Raw genomic sequence first — 25,638 nt, forward strand, 5'->3', positions numbered from 1 at the left:
GTATAACCAATAAAGGTTATTTGCACAAAATATCCACGGGAGGGAAACACTTAAATTATAATAATGCCTGCCATTTCGTGCTTTCCGCATACTCACGAATCGTATTGTTTCGTTTCTCGATGAGTAGTTTCATATAATTGCTGAGATAAATACGACTGAAGATTTTTCCAACCGAACCATAAGGAGCTTCAAAGTCAATTTTGTCGATCATGATGGTGCCGTTGTTCACCTCTTTGAAATGATGCTTGTGAGTATAAGAAATAAAATCGCCTTTCTCCATAATGTCTTCAAAGTAGTCGGGACTTTTCATTTCATTAATCTTCACTGTCATGAACCTTGTTTTAAACAAGTGCTTCGCTTTCCATGTAACAGATTCACCTTGGTTGATAAGACCCGAAGTAACACCGCCAACAGCTTCCTCGTTATTATCCTGTTGCGAAATTTTATGCAAACCAATGTGCCTGCTTAGATCAAACACACGATCAATGGGCGCAGCAATAAATGTGGTAACGTGAATGGATGGCATAGAATATTGATGATCAGTTTTGGTTGATTCGACCGCTTATTAACAGCAAGAATAATGCCTTACGTTATCTGGAAGCCTTTACAGGAAAGGAATTTTCACCACTTTTGCTTTCAGCAGTTTATCTCTTACTTCCACGTATATCTCTGTATCAAAGTTTGCGTGGGCTGTTGCAACATAACCAAGACCGATTGCTTTTTGCATGGAAGGTGATTGCGTACCACTTGTTACTTTACCAATTTCATTACCATCAGCATCTTTGATCTTATAATCATGACGGGGAATACCACGATCGATCATTTCAAAACCTACCAGTTTACGCTTTACGCCATCGGCTTTTTGTTTTTCTAAAATATCTTTCACTGTAAACTCTTTGCTGAATTTTGTGATCCAACCTAGCCCGCCTTCTAATGGCGAAGTGGTATCATCAATATCATTGCCGTACAAACAAAAACCTTTTTCTAAACGCAGTGTATCTCTTGCACCAAGACCAATTGGTTTAATGCCTGATGCTTTGCCTGCTTCAAAAATGGCATCCCAGATTTTTTCAGCAGCACCGTTACTATCTTCAAAATAAATTTCAACACCACCTGCACCGGTATAGCCCGTTGCACTAATCAAAACATTTTCCACACCGGCAAAAACACCTTTTGCGAAAGTGTAGTATTTCATGTTCAGAATATCAATATCAGTAAGGGGTTGCAGAATTTTGGTGGCGTTAGGTCCTTGTATCGCCAGCAAACATGTTTTATCGCTGATATTGTGCATCTCAACATTGCTGCTGTTAAACTGTTGTATCCAGTTCCAATCTTTTTCAATATTACTTGCATTTACTACCAGCATGTACACTTTATTTTCTTCAATGCAATACACAAGCAGATCATCAACAATGCCGCCTTGTGCATTTGGTAAACAACTGTACTGTGCTTTTCCTGCTGTTAATTTTGAAGCATCATTACTGGTAACCCGTTGAATAAGATCCAACGCTCCTTCACCTTTCAATATAAACTCACCCATATGGCTTACATCAAACACTCCTGCGTTATTACGCACAGCAGCATGTTCATCATTAATACCGGTATAAGAGATGGGCATATTGTAACCGGCAAATTCAGCCATTTTTGCACCAAGAGCGATATGTTTCTGTGTGAAGGGAGTTGATTTCATTTTTCTCATGTATAGTGGGCACAAAAATAAAGGAAGCAATAGATTGACAACAGAAAACTTTTAAAAACTGAGGTTATGCGCAAACGGTTGAATGTATAATAAAACAAAAAAGGAGCCATTGGCTCCTTCTTAAATTCCTTTTTTTGAGATCAACGTAAGTAACCCAGCATCCAGAGAATGCCATAAATTATTGCTACTATAAAGAGACAAATAAAAATGGTTTCGCTGATCTTTTTAATTCTTGACATCATGATAAGGAGTATGTATTGATGCAACAGGAAAACCTCTTGCAACAATGATGATAAGGTAATTGCTAACAGGGCTTTTAATGATCTACGCTGATGATACGTGTCACCTTCCAGCCCTTGTCTGTTTTTTTCCAGGTGTGAATGAATTTAAATACACCGCAATCCATCTTTCCATTTTCTTTATGACAGAACCTGTGTTGTGCGATCTGCACAATACCATAATTTGGAATAACGTATACTTCCATCGTCTCTGGCAGTAGTTCCCTTGTAAGGTCCGGTGTGGCAGTTTTCATTCGTTTGAACGCAGCAACATTATCAGCATAAGAACTAAGCCCGCCTTTATCATGGTAAAACTCCAGGCTGGTATCAAGATAACTGCTAAATGAATCAATGTCTTTGTTAAAGTGTGAAAACCAGCTGCTGTCGAGTTTAAGCACAAATGCAAATAATTCTTTATCCTGGTGTTTTTGATTGGCCTGCTGTGCATGTGCTGCACCGAAAATTAGAACAGCAATTAAAAAGAGCGTGATGAAACGAAGTAGTCGCATAAAAAAGGGTTAATGGTAATGATGATGATTTTGTGCGTCTGAAAAAAAGCCCCTCCGTTTTTTACAAAACTTCGGGGCCGTTGGCTGTTCCAACTTTAACCGAGGTTACAATGCGTTAATGGTCATTGGCTGAATGATCACTGATTCATTGTTAGGTGTTACTATTCGTTCAACAATTTGTTTTGACGGTGTTGCCGGAGCTTTAATTGTATCGGGGCTGTAACGGTAGCGTAAACTGTCATTCTCTTTTTTCTGGTTCTTCAACTTCTCTTCACGCTCCTGTAATTCTTTCTTTTCACGTTCGATACGCTCAAGTTCGCTTTCGATATTGTCTTCTTCACGTTCAACCTTTTCAATTTTATCTTTGCCATCAACACGCTCCAGGCCTTCTTCTGTCATTAAGTATTCCACGTTTGTATCGTTCCAACCTGAGTGGCTCCACCTGTTATCATCTTCCCACTCCCAATCGCCACCACGACCATTAAACGTAATGTTGTGCCACTCTAAACGATCAACACTTCTGTCGATGTAAATTCTCTTTCCTACCGGAACCTCTATTGTAACAACAACACGTTGGTTGCGGAATTTTGATTCTTCACTAACGGTGAAACCTTTGTCGAGTGAAAGCACACTGTCTTTAAAATTCACACTATATTTAATTGATTGTGCATTTGTAAGTGCTTTATCTCTTGATGCACCTGAACTACGTTTATCATATCGCACATGATAAAGACTGTCGGTACTCTTTACGATGCGAAGACGAATGTTGTTGATGTATAAACTATCGCCATCCATGCTAAACACTTCATCCATACCAAATCCACGTCCATACACTTTTACTTTTGCTGTTGGAACTTTCACAACCATTTTACCTGAAACAGGTTGAGCTATTTCAACTGTTTGCTGCTCTTGAGCTGAAACACGGAAGTTGTTGAAGAATGAAGAAATAAGTGTGATGAAGCAAATCAATCCAACAAACCAAAGGAAGCCAAAGGTGTAACCTAAATAAGGGTTGCGGCTTTTTGTACCAATGATCTTACGGATAACCCAGGTTAACAATGCAACTACAGGTACAAGTAAGAACAAGAGTAGCGTGCCCCACGCAGCAATATTTTGCCATGTGCCTTCTAAAAAGAATCCTTTGAATGGAAAGGCAGCAACACCGCCAATAACGGCACCTATTAATAACATCAGCAACACAAAGGCAATAGTTCCTGCAACAAATAAGAAGAATGCTTTGAACAATACACCAATGGCGTGACCAATACCGCTTGTTGTGCTGCGCACGATGGGTTTTGCTTCAACTGCAAAGGCTTTGCTTTTTGTACCAAGTTCAGAGCCCATTTGTTTTGCCCCTTCTGAAATAGTTGCACTTACACGTTGTGCTCCTTCCTTTAATTCTTCGCCCATTTGTGCAGCTCTTTCTTTAATAGTTCCGCCTCCGGCCAAATCTTCCTGCACAGCATTTTTAATACTGTTCACATCAATTTTTTCACCACGCATCTGCAATTTATCTGTTGCACTGCTTGCCATAGGCAATACGATCCAAAGGATAACATAAATCACAAACAGAGTACCGCCAAAGCCGCCGAAAATGATGTTCGGTTCAAAATCAAAATCGAACATGGCGTTACGGAAAATAACAGAGATGATGCTAAGGATTAATGGTAAGCAGAATACCACACGTGGTACCCATACCGGTATATTAAAATAGTTAGCTAAACCGCTTGCAACACCACCGAGGACTTTATCATCGGGGTTGCGAAACAAACGCTTGCGGATGTTTGATTTAAGATCTTTCAACGGTAATACCGCCCAAAGTACAATGTAGATAAGTACGCCTGTACCAAAACCACCAAAAGTGATCAGCGCAAAGAGAATACGAACTACTGTAGGATCGATCTTTAAATAATGAGCCAAACCGCTACACACACCACCTAGAATTTTATCGTTGGCGTTACGGCCAAGACTTCCACGAGGCTCATCCGCTGCTGTGTACGCTGTTGATGAAGTAGATGATGAGGTTGAACTGTAATTAGAAGAATTAGTTGCGCCAGTTTCACTATCCATCTGCTCAAAATCTTCAATGCTGCCCATGCTGCTGCAAATAGTTGCAACATTTTCATCGGTAATGCAGGTTGCGCCTTTCTTTAGTTCTTCGTTGAACAATTCAGCAATACGATCTTCAATATCATTGATGATCTCATCACGTCCTTCTTCATTAGCGAAGTAGCGGCGCAGGCTTTCGGTGTATTTCTGCAATTGCTCAAAAGCCGATTCTTCAATGGGTATCACCCGGCCTTTGAAATTTATATTGATTACCTTTTTCATTTTAATAACAGTTTAATGGTTAAAGTGGGCTTTCAGCAGATGGAGGATGAACCTGAACGCTTTCGCCAGTAACTACCGCATTAGCACGGCCGTTCTTCTTGGTTACGGCTTCAACCGAGCTGGACATTTCGTTCCAGGTTTGTTCCAGCTCTTTGTAAAAGGTGGCTCCTTTGTCTGTTAGTGCAAAATATTTACGGGGAGGTCCACTGCTACTTTCTACCCATCGGTAGGTAAGCAGGTCGGCGTTCTTCAATCGGGTAAGTAGTGGATACAGGGTTCCTTCGAGGATGTTAAGGTTTGCCTTTTTCATTTCCTCAATAATATCACTGGGGTACACTTCGCCCCGTTGGATAACGGAGAGAATGCAAAACTCCAGGACTCCCTTGCGCATCTGGCTTTGTGTGTTCTCGATATTCATAACCTGAGGAGTTTGTTTTGTTGATGTGTAAAAGTGTTTCGATTTTGGAGAGCTCATCCTTAATCGCTCTTATACACAGCTTAATTACATTGACAAAACAAAACTAAGTGAAATTTCAGTACTATGCAACACAAAGTACCATCTTTTTTTTAGTAGCTGGCAGATAATGATAGCATGCAAAAACTAAACTGTTGAAAAACAGCTATTTAATAAATAAATAAATTTCGAAGAAAAATAGAATTTCTTTGAAAAATCAGAAGAAATCGGAGAAAATGGTCGTATTTAAGGCTACTCTTCCAGCTTTTTGAATGGCTTTGCCATGAGTTTCATCACATTTTCGTCTTTATCGGCAGGATAGTAACGATCGAGACCATATTTAATATCCTTTGTATCGAGGCTGGAGAAAGTTCCCAGTAAACGGTCCCAGATGGAGAACACAGCTCCGTAATTAGTGTCGGTATAAGGTTGTTTCCAGTGATGATGCACTTTGTGCATATTCGGTGAAATAAGGAACCAGCTCAATGCTTTATCAAGTTTTGTGGGAAGGCTGATGTTGGCATGGGTGAAGGCCGTAGCCAATACCACCAGTGTTTGATAGATCATGACGCTATACATTGGTGCACCTGAAATAAAAATAAGCAAGAGAAAAAACATGCCTCTTAATAAACTATCTCCCGGGTGATGACGCAGACCGGTGGTAACATCCACATTGGTATCGCTATGATGCACCAAATGAAAGCGCCACAGCACTGGCACTTTGTGCATGACTAAATGCACCAGCCAGCTGCTGAAATCAAGTGCAAGAATGCCGATAAGAATTGTTACGAGAACATTGGCATTTGTCCAATAGACCAAGCCAAATTCTGTTGCCGCACACCAGTCGCTTAGTTTAATAATGAGGATGGCAAGAAAAGTGTGTATGATCAAATGAATGACTGTGAAAACAAAATTGACACCTGCATGGCGAAGCTTGTTTCGTTTGTACTGCAGTTGAAAAAGAGGAATGGCTCCTTCAATGATCCAGAATAATAATAAGCCTCCTACAAGGATGGCCATCCGTTCGAGCGGACGATGTTCAAGTGTTTGAAAGTATTCGAGGATCTGGGTCCACATGGCAGAGGTATTTCAGCCATAAGGTACGAAGGAGAAAACGGATGCGAAAAAATTGTTTGTTAATCATTGGTCCCTGTCTCAGAAGTTTGATCTTTTACCTCTTCAAATTCTTTTCCGCAACTAAAACAATGATAGGCTTGTTCACCCGCCAGAGGATAGCCGCCAACGAGGTAGGTGAAAATGGCACTTAGCCAGTTTGAGGCTTTTCGATTACTTACAATGTATTCTACGTTCAGAGAACCGCAGTAAGGGCAAGCCCGGTTTTCTTTTGCTTTATTTATGATTGTTCGTAATAACTCTTTCGCCCTTTCGTGCTGCGTTTCGTGCACCATCAGTTTTATGCCGCCAATGGCATTGGTCAACAATGGATCGATGGTAACGGTGTTTTCATCTTTCAACCAACAGTTCAATCCTTCTTCCTCCAACTGCAGCAGGTGAAGATTTGCATCGATGTAGTTATTGTATGTGTTAAGAAGAATGTAGCTCATCGTTTAAAAATACAATGAAAAAGATTGATTATTTTGAGAGTGATAAATATTAACCATGATCATATTTACTACGGATGAACCGCTAACAAACAGGAAGTTCTTTTTATCGTTAATTCCGCACTTGTATTTCTTTTAATTATTTCTGTTGTCCTTTATTTCTATTCAGATGAAGAGAAGAGAATAACAGGCTATATCGTGTATACTGTCCTTGTTTTAGCTAACGTGATCGGCTTACTGCAATTAGACAAACTTGAAGAGGTAAGATTTGATGAAGAAAAAAAAGAGCTGCACTTTTATTCGAAAGGCTATTTTTCAGATCTTCGAAAAGTAAAAACTTCGTTTGATGGGTTAACTGTTAAACAACAAAAAGACTTTCTAAAAATAACAAAAGGGACAAGAAAAGTCTTCACCGTTGATCGCAATGATGATTCCTTTTCAGAAGAAAAATTGAATCGAATCATCGCTACATTTCAAGCAAACAATATTCCAGTAAAATAAAAAATCCCGCCTTTACTAGCGGGATCAAGTGATTAAAAAACATCATCAATTATTTTCCTAAAACTATTTCAGCACCAATTTGAAAACTTCGGGGTAACGGAGTTTTGTACGGCGGTTCACTTCCTTCCGGCGCAGAACGAATAGCCGGGATTAAACCAATATGTCCACCCGCAAGTAAACGGATCACTCCCATTTTCTTTACAGTAAAATTTAAACTGATATTCCCCAACAAGCCCGCATAACCCAAAGGCTTTTCATACTTATTGCCGAACTCGTAATCAACTGCACCTGTTTTTTTGATAGTGCCTTTATATTGTAAAGGCACGGCGAGATAACCTCCCACATTGATACCAAGCGGCAATACACCAAAAAAACGTCCATAACCGCCCACAGTTACAGGTAATTCAACCGAAGATATTTTAAGCTGTGTTCCTGAGTATTGCCCTTCTTTAATATTGATGTTGTTTGAACGAAGCGCCAAACCAATTGTTTTGTACGAATGAAACCCGAGGTTGTTACGACCAATATATGACTGCCTGCTGAGCTGCACATAAAATCCTTGTCGGCCCATATTTACCTCGCCAAAATCTTCTCCGCTGAATGTGGCATTTTGCACGGCGATCGCTACCTGAATGCCAATGCCTTTTCCAAAATCATCCTGGGCAAAAACGAAATTGATGCAAAAAATAAATGATAATACAAAAGTGGAACAGTGCTTTACAAGATTTTGCATAATGGGGTTTTGTTATTTGTAGCGCAAGATATTTGCTGGTTGCAGCGGTGCTATACCCTGCAACGGGTATTTCAGTAGGCAACAAAAAAAATCCCGCCTTTGCAAGCGGGATCATCAGCAGTTAGTATTGGTTTATGTAATTACTGATTTAACATTAAAGGCATCACGAGCATCAACACATCTTCACCTTCGTTTTGCTCGGTTGGTTTAATAAGACCAGCTTTAGTTGCTGTGCTCAATTCCATTTTTACTTCGTCTGTTTCAACTGCGTTCAGCATTTCCACTAAGAACTTTGCATTAAAGGCAATTTGCATATCCTCACCATCGTATTGGCATTTCATTCGTTCATTACCCTCAAAACTAAAATCAACATCCTGTGCCGCTAATTGTAATGAACTACCCCCAATGCTCAACACTACCTGGTTGGTACTTTTGTTACTGAACACACTAACACGGCGCAATGCACCCGCCAACTCATTACGACCGGCGATCATGCTATAAGGATTATCAGCAGGAATTACCACTTTATAATCAGGGAAACGTGCATCAATCAAACGACACACAAGCTCTGTTGTGCCATGGATCACAAACAGGTGGTTGCTGTTGTAAGAGATTGTGATCTCATCGTCATTATCAGGCAACGCTGTCTTTAATAAGTTCAACGGTTTTTTTGGAACGATAAAGTTTTCGCTCTTAGGACAACTTACATCGGTACGTTTGTAACGTACTAAACGATGAGCATCAGTTGCAACAAAGGTCAATCCTTTTTTATCGAGTTCGAAGTATACACCCGTCATTGCCGGGCGTAAATCATCATTACTTACTGCAAACAATGTTTTGTTGATGGCAGTAACCAATGCTGAAGATGTTGTTGTGAATGAAGTGGTATCATCAGCAACAGGTTCTTTCGGGAAGTTGTCGGGATTTTCGCCCATCACTTTATATTTACCGCTATCGCTGGTAATTTCAATACCAAAGTTCTTATCAATATTAAAAGTGAGTGGTTGATCAGGTAAATTCTTCAACGTATCCATGAGGATGCGTGCAGGAATACAAACACGGCCATTGTCTTTGGCTTCAATATCCATGTGGATCTTCATCACGGTTTCAAGATCAGTAGCAACCACGGTGAGTTTGTTCTTGTTGATCTCAAATAAAAAATCCTCCAAAATGGGTAATACGGTGTTGGCATTAATTACACCATTGATCTGCTGCAGTTGTTTCAGTAAAGCCGATGACGAAACGATAAACTTCATAACGCTGTTCAAATTTAATAACGGGGAAGGTAAGGCATTTTTGCCTCATGAGGCTGCAAGATAAGGGTTAAATTATCAACTTATTTTTAGCCTTTTTGCAGGTAGATGAATGCCTTCAAAACAACATACTTTGCAGCAAAATCATTGTAAATTCGACCCTTATAATTAACAGAAGATGCTTGATAAACTATTTGGCTGGACAAAGAAAAAACAAAGCCCGGAAGCTGTAACACCGCCCATTACGTTTGGACGTTACAGCGATAACAATAAAACGTTGGCTAAAACCAAACGCTGGACCGATGCGGAAAATCTTTTCAAAGAAAAGAATTATCACCAAAGTATCGAAGCCTTTTTTGATTATATGCGGGATGATGCATTGCAAAACGTGCAGACATCCTCCAGTGGAGCAGAAAAAACTTTTACGTTTTACCAGGGAAGTAAGTTGGTGCGTGGTCGGTACAACGACCAGGATCTTTCTGCCGAAGTAACGTTAGCCAAAATGCAACAGCCTTCGGTACCTGTTATGCGCCGGTTACTTGAACATAATTTCAATCTTTTTTACAGCAGGTATGGGTTAGATGAAGACAGGGTATGTATGTGTTTTGATACCGAAATGAATACCGCCAACCCCAATAAACTTTATTATGCATTTAAAGAATTAGCAACTCGTGCCGATAAGCAGGATGACCTGTTGTTGCACGATTTTCAAACATTGCAGCCAATAGATACCGAGCACATTGAACAAATTCCGGATGCGGAAAAAGAGGTAAAGTATAATTATCTTATTCAATGGATAAGAGAAACATCAACTACAATTGAGCAACTTGATCCGGATAAGATGAGCGGTGGTATTTCATATTTACTGCTGAACCTTGCCTACCGCATCGACTTTCTGCTTGTACCCGAAAGCAAACTCTTATTCGAATTGGAAGATCTTGTGTCGCATTATTTCATGAAAGATGATAAGCATGCAAGCGAAAAGAATAAAGCTATGTTGCAGGGTCTTTTAAAAATGCTGACGAAAACAAAAGAAGATGTTTTCCCAAGTTTTTTTCGCAGCAAACACAGCTTTGCCATTACGCAACCCACGCAACAAAAAACAATTGCTGATTCTATTTTTGGAGCAAACCAAAATACGGCCTGGTTCAAGGATAATAATCATCCGTATGTAGCACAACAAATCAGCGAATATGGCCTGGGATACTGTCAATATAATTTTAGTTTGCCCCGGCCGGTAACTGACCTGTATCTTATTTTAATGAAGGTTTCTTATTCTGATTTTTTTCGTGACCTCGGTTTCACTGAAGAATTGTATAATAGCCAAACAAAGCAATTCAATAGTGAGTTGATCGTTCAAAAGATCAACAGCATTATAGATAGCTGGCGGGAGAAATATACGCAGCTGAATTTTAAAACCGAAAACCTGAAATATGATTCGCTGCTCAGTTTTACGTTATCGTTTACAGCGGAAATTGAATTTATAAATATTGAGACCAAGTAATCATCATCATTATTAACATCAAAGAATAATCAATGCCATCAACGGTCGAGATAGTTGAATCTTTCAAGGATACCATTATACAAATTGCCACGCAAAGTGGCACCGGCACTGGTTTTTACCTGCGTCACTACGATCTTATTGTTACCAATAATCATGTAATAGACAACAATGCAGAAGTGACCATTGCGGGTAAACAGTTTGAGAAAACATTAAGTCGTGTGTGGTACACCGATCGTAAACATGATCTTGCTTTTTTGCAGGTACCTCCACAAGTACAGTTGCCCGAAATAAAATTAGGTGAGTACGCAAAATTGAAAGATGGTGATCCGGTAATTGCTATTGGCCATCCTTATGGATTAAATTATACAGCAACGCAAGGAGTAATTTCAAAAGTTGATCGTGTGCGTGAAGGATTAAAATATATCCAGATCGATGCGGCCATTAACCCGGGCAACAGCGGCGGTCCTTTGGTTAATATGAATGCTGAAGTGATTGGTGTAAACACGTTCATCATTCGTGGTGGCGATAACTTGGGTTTTGCGTTACCTGAACAATACCTGCGTACGGCTTTAGATATTTATATGCCGTTCAAAGGCAAGCCATCAACCCGTTGTCATGCTTGTGAATTTTTGGTGTTGCCCGATAATATTGATAATGGAAAATATTGTCCATCCTGCGGCAGCGAAGTCAAACTTCCTGAATTACCAATCGAAGAATATGAACCGGTGGGTGTAAGCAAAACGATTGAAAACATTTTAAAGGCGTTAGGCAAGGATATTAAACTGGCACGTGAAGGTGTAAATACGTGGAGTGTAAAAGAAGGCAGTGCAAAAATTGTGATCCGCTATAATCCTGAAAATTATTTTATTGCCAGTGATGCATACCTGTGCCTGCTGCCTTCAGATGGAACAAGGATAAAACCATTGTATCAATTTTTGCTGAAGGAAAATTATCATAATGATGGTTTAGTGCTCAGCTGTCAGAATCAAAATATTGTGTTGAGTCGTATTGTATACGACCTGGATCTTTCACAGGACAATGGTGAGTTGTTATTTCGCCAGTTGTTCCAGAAAGCTGATGCGTATGATGATATATTGAAAAAAGAATATGGCTGCCTCAATCGTGTAGAGGAGTAAACGGTTTGAGTACTATCAGGAAACGAACAGTTGATTGTTTTTGCCAGCCTTACCCTACTTTTGCGCTTTCTTAAAATTACAGGTATGAAGCTTTCTCATCTTGCTGAAACATTAATAGGTTCTGAAATTGTAAAGCTGGGCAACCAGATAAAAGAACGCATTCGCCAGGGCGAACATATTTACAACTTTACCATTGGCGATTTCGATAGCAGCATATTTCCCATACCACAGGAACTGCAAGACGAAATAATTGAAGCTTACAAACATCATTTTACAACTTACCCCGCTGCAGAAGGAATTTTGGAGCTGCGCCAGGCCGTATCGCAATTTTTAAAGGAGCGGGAAGGGTTGGACTATGGCGTGAATGAAATTCAGATTGCTTCCGGTGGCCGCCCGTTGATCTATGCAATTTTTCGTGCTATTGTTGACAAAGGCGATAAAGTAATTTATGCTGCACCTTCCTGGAATAATAATCATTACACACATTTTAATGAAGCTGAACATGTGGTGATCGAAACAACTGTGGAAAATGATTTCATGCCAACAGCCAACGATATCAAACCACATATTAAAGGAGCAACGTTGTTGTGTTTGTGCACACCACAAAATCCAACAGGCACAATGATTCCTAAAGCAGAACTGGAAAAGATCTGCGATATGATACTGGAAGAAAACAAATCAAGAACTGAAGGTGAAAAGAAATTATTCCTGATGTTCGACCAGATGTACTGGACATTAACGTTTGGCGGCAACGAACATAGCAACCCCGTTACACTTCGTCCTGAAATGAAAGATGTCACCGTTTTTGTTGACGGTATCAGTAAAGTATTTGCAGCAACAGGTGTTCGTGTTGGTTGGTCTGTTGGTCCGGAGTTAATCATTTCAAAGATCAAAGCGATTCTTTCGCATGTTGGTGCATGGGCGCCAATGGCTGAACAAAAAGCAACAGCAAAATATTTATTACAGAAAGAAAATATCGATCGTTACCTCGACAATTTTAAAAATGAGATCAGCTATCGTCTCGATGAAATTTCAAAAGGATTGCTGCAACTAAAATCGGAAGGGTTTAATGTTGATGTGGTTGCACCGCAGGGCGCAATCTATCTTACCATAAAAGTTGACCTGGTTGGAAAGAAAAAAGGGGATGGAACAGTTTTACAAACACAGGCCGATGTAACACAATATTTACTGGAAGAAGCCAAGCTGGCCATTGTGCCTTTCACTGCATTTGGTGCAAGTAAAACTTCACCATGGTATCGTTTGAGTGTTGGCACCTGCCATAAAGAAGAAATTCCAGAATTTTTAGGAAAGCTGAAAGAAGCGATGCAGAAGCTCAGCTGAGAGTTTATAAAATAAAACGAGAGCGGTTAATTTGTTTCAACCGCTCTCGTTTTATTATCTGTGAAAACAAATTAATACCTGAAGCGAATAATTTTTTCGTCATTCGCAATTAACAGTTTGCCTTCATGGCGAACTTCAACGGCTGTACGAGCACAACATTCATCTGCACAAAACTTTTTCACCAACAAATATTGCAGAGCTTCATTTTTAATTTGTAATGCCATTGTATCGTTTGCCTGCAAAGTAAATAAACGCTTTTTGTTATTGTCAACCAGTAAGGGCACTTCGGTGTAAGGCGAATTTTGCTTCCTGTACAATTTAATATCAGCTGCAGTTAGCGTAGGGTTTGCTCCGAATAACAGATCTGCACCAGTTGCTTTGTCAACAATAGTAAAGTGCAGGTTGCTCCAGTAAGCCACGCAAACAACAGCGGGGCAAACAAGATCGTTTTTACATTGATAACCTTGTTCTGATTTCTTCGTGCAGGAAACAAACAAACTGAGGACTGAAATGATGATAAGTAGATGTTTCATGTATGGTTGACAACAAAAGCAATAATTTCGTTGCAGCAACTTTCTTAATATCAGCGTATGAATATTGAAACCATCCGGGATTATTGCCTGAGCAAGCCCGGGGCTGAAGAAACATTACCCTTCGGGCCACATACAATTGTATTTAAAGTAAACAACAAAGCATTTTTGTTATTACCACTTGATACAGATGATCTCCGGTTCAATGTAAAATGCGATCCGGATCTTGCTATTGAGCTGCGGGAACAATACAGATCGGTATTACCCGGCTGGCACATGAATAAAAAACACTGGAACACGATTATAGCTGACGGAACTATTCCATCAAAACTTATTCGTGAATGGATCGATCATTCCTATGACTTAGTCAACAAGAAAAAGAAATAATCACTACACTTTTGGAAGTTGGTAACCGTTGTGGTATTGACTCAGCAAATATTTTTGATTGACTGCTTCATCTGTAAAAGCTCCTTTTGCTTTATTCCACAATAATTTCTTGCCGCTTCTGAAAGAAATGTTTCCCATTTGTGCAACGGTAGCAACATGCGCCCCTGCCTGAATGGAACAGTTTAGATCTTCAGCTTTGCGTGACTTTACTGCATTAATAAAATTCACCCAATGCTTATCAAGTCCATTGTCTGAAGACTTTTGAAAAGGCATGATCACTTTATTTTTACTTTGTCGCTCTTCAATTACTTCCCAGCCACCACGGTTTAAAATAAGTGTTCCGTTATTGCCGATAAACGCAATGCCATGATCTCTGCCGTAAGAACCATTATCAATACCCATTGCTGAATCCCACACCATATTGAATTTTTCAAATTCGTATAGCGTAGTTAATGTATCAGGTGTTTCTTCGTACAGATCAGGATAAGCAAATTTTCCACCTAACCCTGCAATACTGATTGGTAATTCTGCTTTCATTCCGATCAAAGCGTAATCTAACAAATGCACACCCCAGTCGGTCATCAATCCGCCGGCATAATCCCAAAACCATCTGAAATTAAAATGAAACCTGCTGCTGTTAAATGGTCTTGTTTTCGCCGGGCCAAGCCATTGTTTATAATCTACTCCTTCAGGTGGTGCAGAATCAGGAACAACAGGTCCGGGCTTCATCCATCCCTGGTAACACCAAACTTTTGCGGTGCGGATATTTCCTAATTGTCCGCTATGTACAAAAGCAACTGCATCTTTAAAATGCTGCTGACTTCGTTGCCACTGACCGGCCTGTACAATTTTGTTATAACGTTTTTGTGCGGCTACCATTCTGTTACATTCAATAATAGAATTGCCTACCGGTTTTTCAACATATACATCTTTGCCTGCTTCACATGCATGGATCATCATGAGCGCATGCCAATGATCTGGTGTGCCGATGATGACTGCATCAATATCTTTCTGCTCTAGCAGCTTGCGATAATCACCGTAGACTTTTATTTTGGAAACATCATTATTGTTCTTGCTCAACTCACCAAGACGTTTATCGATAACAGTTTTGTCAACATCGCAAACGGCAACAAGATTTACACCCGGAATCTTTAATGCCGACATTACATTACTCCATCCCATTCCTTTAATTCCAATGGCACCAATATTTACCTGATCAGAAGGCGAATTACGGTTGAAAATAGAAAAGGCTTTGGACTCAAACGCAGGTAAGATTAAACCACCTGCTGCAAGAAGGGTTGACTGTTGAAGAAATTTACGGCGTGCATTCATCGTTGAAATATTTTTGGAAGAGGTAAGATAAGTATTTAACCGTTTAACATATGTAAGTTATTGCCGGAAAAGTTGTGAGGAATATTTCGTGATCAAACAATTCATCTTCTTTACTTTGTAGTTATGCAGATCAAAAGCAAACTTCCTAATGTTGGCACTACTATTTTTACGGTGATGAGTGCTTTGGCCACAGAACATAAAGCAATTAATCTGGGACAAGGCTTTCCTGATTTTCCTATGAATGAAGAACTCACTGCAAAAGTTGCAGAAGCGATGCGGAATGGGCATAATCAATATGCACCTATGCCGGGGATAATTGGTTTGCGTGAAAGTCTTGCAGAGAAAGTTGAGTTCCTGTATAAAACAAAAGTGAATCCCGATACCGAGATAACCATTACTCCCGGCGGTACCTATGCTATTTATTCATCGTTGACAACCATTCTTCAACCGGGCGATGAAGTAATTTTATTTGAACCTGCATACGACAGTTATATTCCCAATATTGAGATCAATGCTGCAAAAGCAGTTCCGCTTCCATTAACCTATCCCGATTATAAAATTGATTGGGAACTTGTCCGTTCGTCCATCAATGCAAAAACAAAAGCGATCCTTATTAACTCACCCCATAACCCAACTGGAAGTGTGCTCGATGCAAATGATATTGCTGAATTAAAGTCGGTTGTTGCTGGTACCAATATTTTTATTGTAAGTGATGAAGTGTATGAACATTTGATCTATGATGAACTGCTACACGAAAGCATGTTGAAATATCCGGAACTATTTGAACGAAGCTTTGTGAATTTTTCATTTGGCAAAACCTATCATTGCACGGGTTGGAAGTTGGGTTACTGTATTGCACCGGCGGCATTCACAAAAGAATTCAGGAAAGTACATCAATATAATTGCTTTAGTTGTTTTACTCCCGCACAGGTTGCGTTAGCGGAGTATTTAAAAAATAAAGATGCTTACTTATCACTGCCACGTTTTATGCAGCAAAAGCGTGATTATTTTATTGAGTTGATGAAACAAACAAAATTTGATCTGTTGAACACAAGCGGAAGTTATTTTATTTGTGCCAGCTATGGCCGCATTAGTGATGAAGCAGATAAAGACCTTGCCATTCGATTAACGAAAGAAGCAGGAGTTGCAACTATTCCGCTTTCTGCTTTTTATCATAACCAGAAGGATGATAAGGTGGTCCGTTTTTGTTTCAGCAAACAAAACCGAACATTGCAACAGGCAGTTGAGAGATTGATGAAGATTTGATTTAGTTTATTCTACCTGCGCTTACTTTCCTTATACTTACCATGTACAACCTGCTCCATGGTTTTGTTGTACACTTTACTCTCCGCCCAGGAAATAATATCTAGATATGCAAATGATCTTGTCTGGAAGCGATTTTTTTCCAGGTGTTTGATATCCTGCAATAATTTTTCCAATGCCTTTTTTATTTTGTCAGGAGATTGAGTAAAGCTTGTCTTCAAAAATTTAAATACCGCTTCTTCAACAGTAGTCAAATTTTTCATCTTCTCCATAAAACGATGAACCGATTTGCTGAGCGAATCAAGAATTTCATAATTACCTAATTCGTAGTGACTCAATAAATGCATCAAACGTGAATAACATTGGAGATCAATACGCATATCCATTGGCCCGTTGATGATGCGGTGCAAGTAGTCAATTGCTTTTTCATAATTGCCATTTCCAAAATACAGCGAAGCAATTTTATAGTTGAACACCAATATACGGTGTTGATCTACGAACAAAGAATACTCGCTTAACTTTTCTTCAATCAGCGGCACAAGTTTCAAGCCTTCTTTAAAAGTTCCTTTCATCAGGTGGCCATTCACTCTTGAACTATTGATATAAATAGATGTGTGCGTTCGGAAGTTATCGTGCAATTGTGCTTCCGGTGTTTTCTCGTATGCTTCAAATTCTTTTAACGTCTCTTCAAATTTTTTAAAATTGCGCAGATCAAAATGTGCATTCAACAAGGCCTGCATTCCTTTAATGTAATGACCTGTTTCGATATTTTTCAAATGCGGTTCTTCCCTGTAGAGATTTACCCATTTCTCTGCATAACGATAGTACATTAAAAAATCCTGGCGAATAAATGCATACCAGCAATAACTCTGGTACAAATAAAGCTCTTCATAAAAGCCATTGATAAGACTTAGATCTTTCGGCAAGTAACTTTTGAAGAATGCTTTAATATCAATTTCGTCTTCTTCGTTGCGTGCGTGTCCGTTCAATACATACCAGCGATATAAAAGCAATGCAAGATTTGATAAACGTGTTACACGATCAATATGGCTGCTGATCTGGAATGCCTCCTCAGCCATTTGTTCTGTTTTATCTGTAGTGCTGCGGGTAATGTGTAATGTTTCAATTTTCTTTTCAAGAGATATCAACTGAACAAGCGTATTCATTTTTTGATTTGTACGGGCGAGTTCCTTCGCCTTTTCAATAATGCGTAAGCTTTGTTGTTTTAATCCTTTGTTGTAAAGCAAACGGGCATTGTCCAGGTGTTCACTCAATTGAAGATCTACATTCTCGCCAGTTTTTAATAAACGTAAACTGGCAAGAACTTCCCTGTATAAATGTGTTTTAAGATTGGCAAGTTTTGTTTTGCTGTTATCGGTGAGTTTGCGCAGCAAAATTTGCTCATCGTATTCCTGCATTTTATCTAATGCATCAAAAAGCTGGATGATCTTAAGGTCTTCTTTTGAAGAACTACGCTTTATGTAAAGTTTGAAATGCCGTTTTTCGGCTTTTTCGAGGGAGTGAACTAATTGAAATAATGTATCTGAAAACCTGTTGGCCATAATATTTTTTTTTCCTGAAACCCTTGTCCTGCCTGTGTTTCAATGTCTTTCCCCGACTTTGACGTCATAAAAAGACCCGTTATTTGATTTGAAACACAAAAACAACAGGTTTATTTTTGTCTCGGATTCGGGCGTAAAAAGTATATGGCAGGCAATCGTTAAAGGGGAAGCATCGTAAACGGCCAAGAATCAAACCGCTAAAGCGGTCGATAAAGATACAGAACTATTTTTTTATATGGCAAGCAATCGTTAACGGTCAGCTGTTTCTACAGGTGACCTTTTTCTTTTAAAAGGTTTGCTAAAATAATGTAAAATTCATTCCAGAAAAGTTTTTCTTTCACTTTTTTCTTGTACAGGTAATACTTTTTGGCTTTCGTACATTCGGATCGTAATTAAAATGTATGAAAAATTTTATTTTTCTTCTTCTTACACTCACATCTGTTTGTTTTACTAACGCACAAGTCTTGTCCATGCGTGAACAGGCAAAAGTGATCGATGAAATTCTTGCAGATCGTTTTAATAACCTGTTACCGGTTTTAATGGAACGTAACGGTATTGATATGTGGGTGATTGTTTCAAGAGAATACAACGAAGACCCGGTGATACGCACCATGCTTCCTTCAACATGGATATCTGCACGCCGCAGAACCATTCTTGTTTTTTATAATAATCCCGAAAAGAAAATTTTTGAAAAGCTTGCTATTGCAAGATACAATGTGGGTGAGAGTATAAAGGCTGAATGGGATATGCAGAAGTTTCCTAACCAGTGGGATGCATTGATTAACATTGTTACATCACGCAATCCAAATAAGATAGGCATTAACATGTCGACAAATTTTGGACATGCAGATGGACTAGATCATACAGAGTATAATGAACTGATGCAAAAAGTGCCTGCTGCTTTCAAATCAAAAGTGGTGAGTGCAGAAACACTTGCGGTGAATTGGCTGGAAACAAGAACAGAACGTGAAATGCAGATCTATCCCCAGCTTGTGTATGAAACAAGAAAAATTATTGAAGAAGGATTTTCAGAAAAAGTAATTACGCCGGGAGTAACAACAACGGATGATTTGGTGTGGTGGTTTCGTGAAAAGATCAGGGCAAGGGGTTACAGCACTTGGTTTCATCCATCGGTTTCTGTTCAACGAAACGATCCGCAAAGCTTTGAACATCTAAGAAGTTTTTCAAACAGACCGAAAGATGATGTGATTAAGCCAGGTGACCTCTTACATGTGGACATTGGCATTACTTACCTGCGATTGAACACTGATGTGCAGGAGCATGGTTATGTATTAAAGCCCGGCGAAACAGAAGTGCCAAAAAGTATTCGTGATGCGTTTGCAAAAGCAAACCGCCTGCAGGATATCCTCACATCACAATTCAAAAAAGATAAAACAGGTAACCAGATTTTGGCTGATGCCTTGGCACAAGCAAAAAAGGAAAATATTGCTGCCACCATTTATACGCATCCGTTAGGTTTTCACGGACACGCAGCTGGTCCGCCCATTGGACTTTGGGATCAGCAAACTGGTGTACCCGGCGCTGGTGATTTTCCAATGAACTACAGAACAGCTTATAGTATAGAATTGAATGCGGCAAGCGATATTCCTGAATGGAAAAAGAGCATTCGTATTATGCTGGAACAGGATGGATATTTTGATGAGACTGGATTCCGTTACATTGGCGGAAGACAAAAAGAAATTTATTTAGTACCGAGAGTGAATAAAAATGTTGGCGATTAGAACTTGAATATTTCTCCAACATATCGTGGCGTTTTCTTCATGTTGCTGGCAGCACTTGGTTTTTCTGTTATGGGAGGTGCAGCCAAAATGTTGAAAGGAAGTTTTAATGCTGGCCAACTTGTTTTCTGGCGCAACATTGTGGGTTTGCTGGTAGTGATTATTAGTCTTCTCAACCGTGCTCCCGTTCATACAGGTGGCAAACTTCGCCGACTTATCTTTCGTGGGCTTATGGGTACTTCGGCAGTTTACATGTTGCTCTACTGTATTTTACATTTGCCATTGGGAACAGCGATGAGTTATAATCTTACTTCTGCTTTGTTCATCGCAATATTTTCATTCCTGTTGTTCAAAGAATATGAAGGCCGATGGGTGTTGCTGGCTGTGCTGCTTGGTTTTGTTGGCATGCTGCTCATCTACAAACCAAATATTCACTTTCCCTGGTACTATCATCTTGCAGGATTGCTCAGTGGCATACTCTCTGCCATTGCTTATTTAACAGTGGGCCGGCTCACCAAATATTACGATACAAGGGTGATCGTTCTTTCTTTTGTTCTCACGGGAGTGCTGGTACCGTTACTTTTTACATTCATTCGTTACATATTACAACTTCCTGCCGATGAAATTCTCTTCATCAACTGGCGATGGCCGCAGCAGTCAGAATGGTTTCCCGTTTTGCTCATGGGGTTATCGGCACTGTTCGGTCAGTATTTCGTAACCAAAGCATACGGTGCCGATAAAGCAGGAATTGTATCTGCCATCAGTTATGCAGGCATCATCTTCAGCATTTTCATAGGCATGATGTTGGGCGATGCATTTCCCGATATGATTTCATCGTTGGGTATTGTCTGTATCATCATCAGTGGCCTCATCATTTCATTCATTAAGAAACAGAACGACGCCAAACGTATAAATGCTTGAGCATCATGCTTCCGCTAACAACCGTTCTTAAACCTTTTTGAAAATTTTATGTTCATCTTATAATTATATCAATTACTTTTGTTCCTCAATTTTATTAAGCAATTGACAAACGCAAATACATACAACACAATTGAAGTAAGTGCCAACAACAGCACTTCTAACTTCTATGTATTTTCCCCACGACCTCGACGCATCGTCTGATAGGACGAGCCCTTCACCACGGCCCCTGTCAGTGAACAACCTCCCGGTAATACTCTTAGGATTGGTCATCCCGGTTTTGTTAAGCTAATTCAATCATGGACAATCAGGAAATTATTATACGTGTAGCCAATAGTGGCGATACTCACTATTCTGAAACGATCACCAACGAAATGGAGCAAAGTGCCAAAGCAAGAGGCACAGGTATTGCCAAACGTAGCCCTGAATATGTGGCGAATAAAATGAACGAAGGCAAAGCAGTGATCGCTCTCACAAAAGATGGCACATGGGTGGGCTTCTGTTATATTGAAACATGGAGTCATGGTGCTTTTGTTGCCAACAGCGGATTGATTGTGTCTCCTGCTTTCAGAAAAAGTGGAGTTGCAAAACAGATCAAAGAACGCATCTTCAAATTGTCAAGACAATTATTTCCTGAAGCCAAGATCTTTGGTTTAACAACGGGCTTGGCAGTAATGAAAATTAATTCTGATCTCGGTTACGAACCTGTTACCTATAGTGAGTTAACGCAAGACGAAGAGTTCTGGAGTGGCTGTAAGAGTTGTGTCAACTTCGATATCCTCATGAGCAAAGAGCGCAAGAACTGTATGTGCACCGCTATGCTTTACGATCCTAAAGATCATTATGAGCCGGAGGAAACAAAGCAATATTTCGAAGAAAATAAAAAAGGCTTCGAGCGTTTGTTGCGTTTCAAAAAATGGAAACTCCTAAAACCATTCCTCCGCAAAGACAAAGATGATAAAGGAGCTGGTGGTGAAAGCAAAGCAAAAAGATTCTTACAATATTTTTTTCATTTATAAAATGGGTGTAACCGGCAACGGTTCCTTGGTTGATCTGTTGTTGCGTCACTCTCTTGTACGTTCAATAATTCTATTCAGCAATGGCAAACAAAAAAATTGTACTCGGCTTTAGTGGTGGATTGGATACTACTTACTGCGCCAAATATCTCAGCGATGAAAAAGGTTATGAAATTCATTCGGTGATTGTTAATACCGGAGGTTTCAGTGAAGAAGAATTAAAAAAGATTGAAGCACATGCTTACAACCTTGGTGTAAAATCACATACAACTGTTGATGCAGTAAAAGGTTATTACGATCGCATTATTAAATATCTCATTTTCGGAAACTGTTTAAAGAACAATACCTATCCACTCAGCGTAAGTGCTGAGCGTTTAAGCCAGGCCTTGCACATTGCGGAACATGCAAAGAAATTAAATGCTGATGCAGTTGCTCACGGTAGTACCGGTGCTGGTAACGACCAGGTGCGTTTCGATATGATCTTCCATATCATGATCCCCGGTGTTGAGATCATCACACCCATTCGTGATATGAAGTTGAGCCGTGAGGAAGAAATTACTTACCTCAAGAGCAAAGGCGTTGAAATGAATTTTGATAAAGCTGTTTACTCAATTAATAAAGGTTTATGGGGTACAAGTGTTGGTGGTAAAGAAACCCTCAACAGCAAAGGCATGTTGCCCGAAGAAGCATGGCCTACACAGGTAACCAAAAACGGAAGTGAAGAAGTAAAACTTCATTTCGAAAAAGGTGAACTGAAAGCAGTGAACGATCAGCAATTTGATCATCCTGTTGATGCCATTAATCATTTGCAAACAATTGCCGGCGCTTACGGTATTGCAAGAGACATTCATGTGGGCGATACCATCATCGGCATTAAAGGCCGTGTAGGTTTTGAAGCAGCAGCACCAATTGTGATCTTGAAAGCACATCATGCATTGGAAAAGCATGTGCTCACCAAATGGCAACTGCAATGGAAAGATACATTGGCACAGTTCTACGGTAACTGGATGCACGAAGGACAAATTCTTGATCCTGTAATGCGTGATGTTGAAGCATATTTCACCAGCAGCCAGCAAAATGTTACCGGAGATGTATTTGTACAACTGATGCCATACCGTTTCCAGGTAATTGGTATCGACAGCAAGTATGATTTGATGAGCGCTAAGTTTGGTAAGTATGGTGAAATGAATACTGGCTTTACCGGTGATGATGTAAGAGGCTTCTCAAAAATTTTCGGCAATCAAACTTCTATCTGGACTTCGGTACAGGAAGAAAATAAAAAATAACAAATGAGAAATGAAGAATGAGAAAGTAGTTGAAGCGTTGGTCTTCACTTTTTCATTTCACATTCTTCATTCTTCATTCTTAATTTTTCATTATGAGCATTAGAGTAGGAATAATCGGTGGTGCAGGCTATACAGGTGGCGAACTCATTCGCTTACTGGTGAATCATCCAAATGTTAAATTAGCATTTATTCATAGCAGAAGCAATGCAGATCAACCTGTATATAAAGTACATCAGGATTTGTTTGGTGAAACAGATTTGAAATTCGCCGGTGAGCTATCGAATGATGTGGATGTGCTGTTTCTATGTCTTGGTCATGGTGAATCAAAAAAATTCTTGGCTGAGAATACAATTGCAGAGAATATCAAAGTAATTGATTTAGCAAACGATTTCAGGTTAAGTACTTCTTCACAAATTGGTAGCCGCAGATTTGTTTACGGGTTACCTGAGTTGAACAAAGAACAAATAAAAAATGCAAACAACATTGCCAACCCCGGTTGTTTTGCTACAACATTGCAACTTGGTTTATTGCCATTGGCGAAAGCAGGTTTGTTGAGTGATGTTTATACAACAGGCATCACCGGTAGCACAGGTGCCGGACAAAGCTTGGCAGCTACTTCTCATTTCAGCTGGAGAGCAAATAACATCCAGGCATATAAAACATTAACGCATCAGCATCTTGGTGAAATTGGTGAATCATTGCTGCAGTTACAACCCAACAGCGATGTCAAGGTGAACTTTGTTCCATGGCGTGGCGATTTCACAAGAGGAATATTCATCAGCTCACAATTGAAATGTGAAAAAAGTCTTGATGAATTATACAAACTCTACGAAGAGTTTTATGCCAGTGCTGCCTTCACACATGTAATTAAGGAAGCGGTTTTCTTAAAGCAGGTAGTGAACACCAATAAATGCTTGATTCAACTGGAGAAAGTAGGCGATATGCTGGTGGTACATTCAGCAGCGGATAATTTATTGAAAGGTGCCAGCGGACAAGCGGTACAGAATATGAACCTGTTGTTTGCACTTGATGAAGCTGCAGGATTAAAATTGAAAGCAAATTATTTTTAATAACGCAGAACGCAGAATGCTTAATGCAGAATGCGCATTAAGCACTAAGCTTTCCGCACTAAGCATTAACAAATGAATTTATTCGACGTTTACCCCATCAACCCCATCACCATTACAAAAGCCAAAGGCTCTTATGTATGGGACGATCAAGGCGAGCAATACCTCGACCTTTACGGCGGACATGCCGTGATCAGTATTGGACACACACATCCGCATTGGGTAAAACGAATTGAAGAGCAGTTGAACAAAATTGCTTTTTACTCCAACTCTATTAAAATTCCGTTGCAGGAAGAACTGGCTGCAAAGCTGGGTAAAGTCAGTGGTAAAGAAGATTATCAACTCTTTCTTTGCAACTCAGGTGCAGAAGCAAACGAAAATGCATTGAAGCTGGCAAGCTTTCACAACGGTCGCAAAAAAATTATTGCGTTCAATAAAGCATTTCATGGCCGCACATCTTTGGCGGTAAGTGCAACAGATAATAAAAATTATATCGCACCGGTGAATGAAACCGATAATGTGATCTTCCTTCCTTTCAACGATGAAGCTGCATTGGAAGCTTGTTTCAAAAAACAAGGCGATGAAATTTCATCAGTGATCATTGAAGGTATACAAGGTGTTGGCGGTATCAACGTTGCTGATGTTTCATTCCTGAAAAAAATCCGTTCACTCTGCGATCAGTATGGAGCAGTTTATATTGCTGATAGCGTACAGTGTGGATTTGGCAGAACCGGTAAATTCTTCAGTCATGATTTTGCAGGTGTTAACGCCGATATCTACAGCATGGCGAAGGGTATGGGTAATGGATTTCCGATCGGTGGCATCATCATTGCGCCGCACATCAAACCAAAACATTTCCAGTTAGGCACAACCTTCGGCGGTAATCACCTTGCTTGTGTTGCTTCATTAGCCGTATTGGAAGTAATGGAAGAAGAAAAATTGTTGGGCAACGCTGTGATGATCGGTAAATATCTCCGTGAAGAGTTGGAGAAGATCGACGAAATACAAAATGTACGTGGTCGTGGCTTAATGATTGGCTTTGATGTACCGGAAGAGATCAAAGACTTGAAGAAGAATTTATTGATGAACCACAAGATCTTCACGGGCGAAGCAAAACCGAATGTGATCCGCTTGTTGCCAAGTCTTGGTTTGAAGAAGAGAGATGCAGAAATGTTTATTGATGCAGTGAAAGAAGAGATTGAAGTAATGCAAAGTGCATAAAAAGTGATTCATAAAA

24 protein-coding genes are annotated in these 25,638 nt (G+C 39.7%); 12 read left to right on the top strand and 12 right to left on the bottom strand.

Going from position 1 to position 25,638, the window contains the following annotated elements; genetic code table 11:
- Window positions 1-55: 55 nt before the first annotated feature.
- The 7 genes from ACO1QW_RS19925 to ACO1QW_RS19955 form a co-directional block, all read right to left on the bottom strand.
- Window positions 56-526, bottom strand: coding sequence for an SRPBCC family protein (locus tag ACO1QW_RS19925; RefSeq protein ID WP_486261143.1), 471 nt, complete (start codon window positions 524-526; stop codon window positions 56-58).
- A gap of 78 nt (window positions 527-604) precedes the next feature.
- Window positions 605-1,690, bottom strand: coding sequence for a glycine cleavage system aminomethyltransferase GcvT (gene gcvT, locus ACO1QW_RS19930; protein ID WP_486261144.1), 1,086 nt, complete (start codon window positions 1,688-1,690; stop codon window positions 605-607).
- A 325-nt stretch (window positions 1,691-2,015) separates the two neighbouring features.
- Window positions 2,016-2,486, bottom strand: coding sequence for a nuclear transport factor 2 family protein (locus tag ACO1QW_RS19935; RefSeq protein ID WP_486261145.1), 471 nt, complete (start codon window positions 2,484-2,486; stop codon window positions 2,016-2,018).
- A 105-nt stretch (window positions 2,487-2,591) separates the two neighbouring features.
- Window positions 2,592-4,817 (bottom strand): PspC domain-containing protein, encoded by a 2,226-nt coding sequence (locus ACO1QW_RS19940; RefSeq protein WP_486261146.1) that lies wholly within the window; start codon window positions 4,815-4,817, stop codon window positions 2,592-2,594.
- A 19-nt stretch (window positions 4,818-4,836) separates the two neighbouring features.
- On the bottom strand, window positions 4,837-5,235 hold the full coding sequence (locus tag ACO1QW_RS19945) for a PadR family transcriptional regulator (RefSeq protein WP_486261147.1): 399 nt from the start codon (window positions 5,233-5,235) through the stop codon (window positions 4,837-4,839).
- Window positions 5,236-5,523: 288 nt separating this feature from the next.
- Window positions 5,524-6,348 carry a sterol desaturase family protein gene (locus ACO1QW_RS19950; protein WP_486261148.1) on the bottom strand — a complete coding sequence of 275 codons (825 nt, stop codon included), beginning with the start codon at window positions 6,346-6,348 and terminating at the stop codon, window positions 5,524-5,526.
- 59 nt (window positions 6,349-6,407) lie between these two features.
- Window positions 6,408-6,836, bottom strand: coding sequence for a putative signal transducing protein (locus ACO1QW_RS19955; protein ID WP_486261149.1), 429 nt, complete (start codon window positions 6,834-6,836; stop codon window positions 6,408-6,410).
- 195 nt (window positions 6,837-7,031) lie between these two features.
- Here ACO1QW_RS19955 and ACO1QW_RS19960 point away from each other — a divergent pair, with 195 nt between their 5' ends.
- On the top strand, window positions 7,032-7,334 hold the full coding sequence (locus ACO1QW_RS19960; protein WP_486261150.1) for a hypothetical protein: 303 nt from the start codon (window positions 7,032-7,034) through the stop codon (window positions 7,332-7,334).
- A 49-nt stretch (window positions 7,335-7,383) separates the two neighbouring features.
- On the opposite strand, the gene ACO1QW_RS19965 is transcribed toward ACO1QW_RS19960, so the two are convergent.
- Together ACO1QW_RS19965 and dnaN are read right to left on the bottom strand one after the other, a co-directional pair.
- Window positions 7,384-8,067, bottom strand: coding sequence for a hypothetical protein (locus ACO1QW_RS19965; protein WP_486261151.1), 684 nt, complete (start codon window positions 8,065-8,067; stop codon window positions 7,384-7,386).
- Between the two features lie 140 nt (window positions 8,068-8,207).
- Window positions 8,208-9,323, bottom strand: coding sequence for a DNA polymerase III subunit beta (gene dnaN, locus ACO1QW_RS19970; protein ID WP_486261152.1), 1,116 nt, complete (start codon window positions 9,321-9,323; stop codon window positions 8,208-8,210).
- A gap of 175 nt (window positions 9,324-9,498) precedes the next feature.
- Here dnaN and ACO1QW_RS19975 point away from each other — a divergent pair, with 175 nt between their 5' ends.
- The 3 genes from ACO1QW_RS19975 to ACO1QW_RS19985 all read left to right on the top strand — a co-directional run bounded on the left by ACO1QW_RS19975 (window position 9,499) and on the right by ACO1QW_RS19985 (window position 13,301).
- Window positions 9,499-10,824: a type III secretion system chaperone family protein gene (locus ACO1QW_RS19975; RefSeq protein WP_486261153.1), complete on the top strand. Its 1,326-nt coding sequence runs from the start codon at window positions 9,499-9,501 to the stop codon at window positions 10,822-10,824.
- Between the two features lie 32 nt (window positions 10,825-10,856).
- Window positions 10,857-11,960, top strand: a complete 1,104-nt coding sequence (locus tag ACO1QW_RS19980; RefSeq protein ID WP_486261154.1) for a trypsin-like peptidase domain-containing protein — start codon at window positions 10,857-10,859, stop codon at window positions 11,958-11,960.
- 84 nt (window positions 11,961-12,044) lie between these two features.
- The gene (locus tag ACO1QW_RS19985; RefSeq protein ID WP_486261155.1) at window positions 12,045-13,301 is read left to right on the top strand and encodes a pyridoxal phosphate-dependent aminotransferase; all 1,257 of its coding nucleotides are present in this window, start codon (window positions 12,045-12,047) and stop codon (window positions 13,299-13,301) included.
- A gap of 71 nt (window positions 13,302-13,372) precedes the next feature.
- Here the strand turns inward: ACO1QW_RS19985 and ACO1QW_RS19990 are convergent, their stop codons facing one another.
- A complete protein-coding gene (locus tag ACO1QW_RS19990) occupies window positions 13,373-13,834 on the bottom strand; it encodes a hypothetical protein (protein WP_486261156.1) in 462 nt (153 codons plus the stop codon).
- Window positions 13,835-13,891: 57 nt separating this feature from the next.
- Between ACO1QW_RS19990 and ACO1QW_RS19995 the strand changes: the two genes are divergently transcribed.
- The gene (locus ACO1QW_RS19995) at window positions 13,892-14,218 is read left to right on the top strand and encodes an MmcQ/YjbR family DNA-binding protein (RefSeq protein WP_486261157.1); all 327 of its coding nucleotides are present in this window, start codon (window positions 13,892-13,894) and stop codon (window positions 14,216-14,218) included.
- 3 nt (window positions 14,219-14,221) lie between these two features.
- On the opposite strand, the gene ACO1QW_RS20000 is transcribed toward ACO1QW_RS19995, so the two are convergent.
- The gene (locus ACO1QW_RS20000; protein ID WP_486261158.1) at window positions 14,222-15,550 is read right to left on the bottom strand and encodes a Gfo/Idh/MocA family protein; all 1,329 of its coding nucleotides are present in this window, start codon (window positions 15,548-15,550) and stop codon (window positions 14,222-14,224) included.
- A gap of 123 nt (window positions 15,551-15,673) precedes the next feature.
- On the opposite strand from ACO1QW_RS20000, the gene ACO1QW_RS20005 reads away from it, so the two are divergent.
- Complete coding sequence (locus ACO1QW_RS20005) at window positions 15,674-16,816, top strand: methionine aminotransferase (RefSeq protein WP_486261159.1); 1,143 nt, start codon at window positions 15,674-15,676, stop codon at window positions 16,814-16,816.
- An 11-nt stretch (window positions 16,817-16,827) separates the two neighbouring features.
- Here the strand turns inward: ACO1QW_RS20005 and ACO1QW_RS20010 are convergent, their stop codons facing one another.
- A complete protein-coding gene (locus ACO1QW_RS20010; protein WP_486261160.1) occupies window positions 16,828-18,375 on the bottom strand; it encodes a hypothetical protein in 1,548 nt (515 codons plus the stop codon).
- 401 nt (window positions 18,376-18,776) lie between these two features.
- Here ACO1QW_RS20010 and ACO1QW_RS20015 point away from each other — a divergent pair, with 401 nt between their 5' ends.
- From ACO1QW_RS20015 to ACO1QW_RS20040, 6 genes are all read left to right on the top strand, one after another.
- Window positions 18,777-20,117, top strand: coding sequence for a M24 family metallopeptidase (locus tag ACO1QW_RS20015; RefSeq protein WP_486261161.1), 1,341 nt, complete (start codon window positions 18,777-18,779; stop codon window positions 20,115-20,117).
- 3 nt (window positions 20,118-20,120) lie between these two features.
- Entirely contained in the window at window positions 20,121-21,035 is a 915-nt protein-coding gene (locus tag ACO1QW_RS20020; protein WP_486261162.1) for a DMT family transporter, read from the top strand.
- Between the two features lie 296 nt (window positions 21,036-21,331).
- Window positions 21,332-22,051, top strand: coding sequence for a GNAT family N-acetyltransferase (locus tag ACO1QW_RS20025; RefSeq protein WP_486261163.1), 720 nt, complete (start codon window positions 21,332-21,334; stop codon window positions 22,049-22,051).
- Window positions 22,052-22,131: 80 nt separating this feature from the next.
- The gene (gene argG, locus ACO1QW_RS20030; RefSeq protein WP_486261164.1) at window positions 22,132-23,334 is read left to right on the top strand and encodes an argininosuccinate synthase; all 1,203 of its coding nucleotides are present in this window, start codon (window positions 22,132-22,134) and stop codon (window positions 23,332-23,334) included.
- A gap of 92 nt (window positions 23,335-23,426) precedes the next feature.
- Window positions 23,427-24,404, top strand: coding sequence for an N-acetyl-gamma-glutamyl-phosphate reductase (argC, locus tag ACO1QW_RS20035; RefSeq protein WP_486261165.1), 978 nt, complete (start codon window positions 23,427-23,429; stop codon window positions 24,402-24,404).
- Between the two features lie 72 nt (window positions 24,405-24,476).
- Window positions 24,477-25,622: an aspartate aminotransferase family protein gene (locus ACO1QW_RS20040; protein WP_486261166.1), complete on the top strand. Its 1,146-nt coding sequence runs from the start codon at window positions 24,477-24,479 to the stop codon at window positions 25,620-25,622.
- Window positions 25,623-25,638 lie beyond the last annotated feature (16 nt).

Source organism: Lacibacter sp., assembly GCF_057361365.1.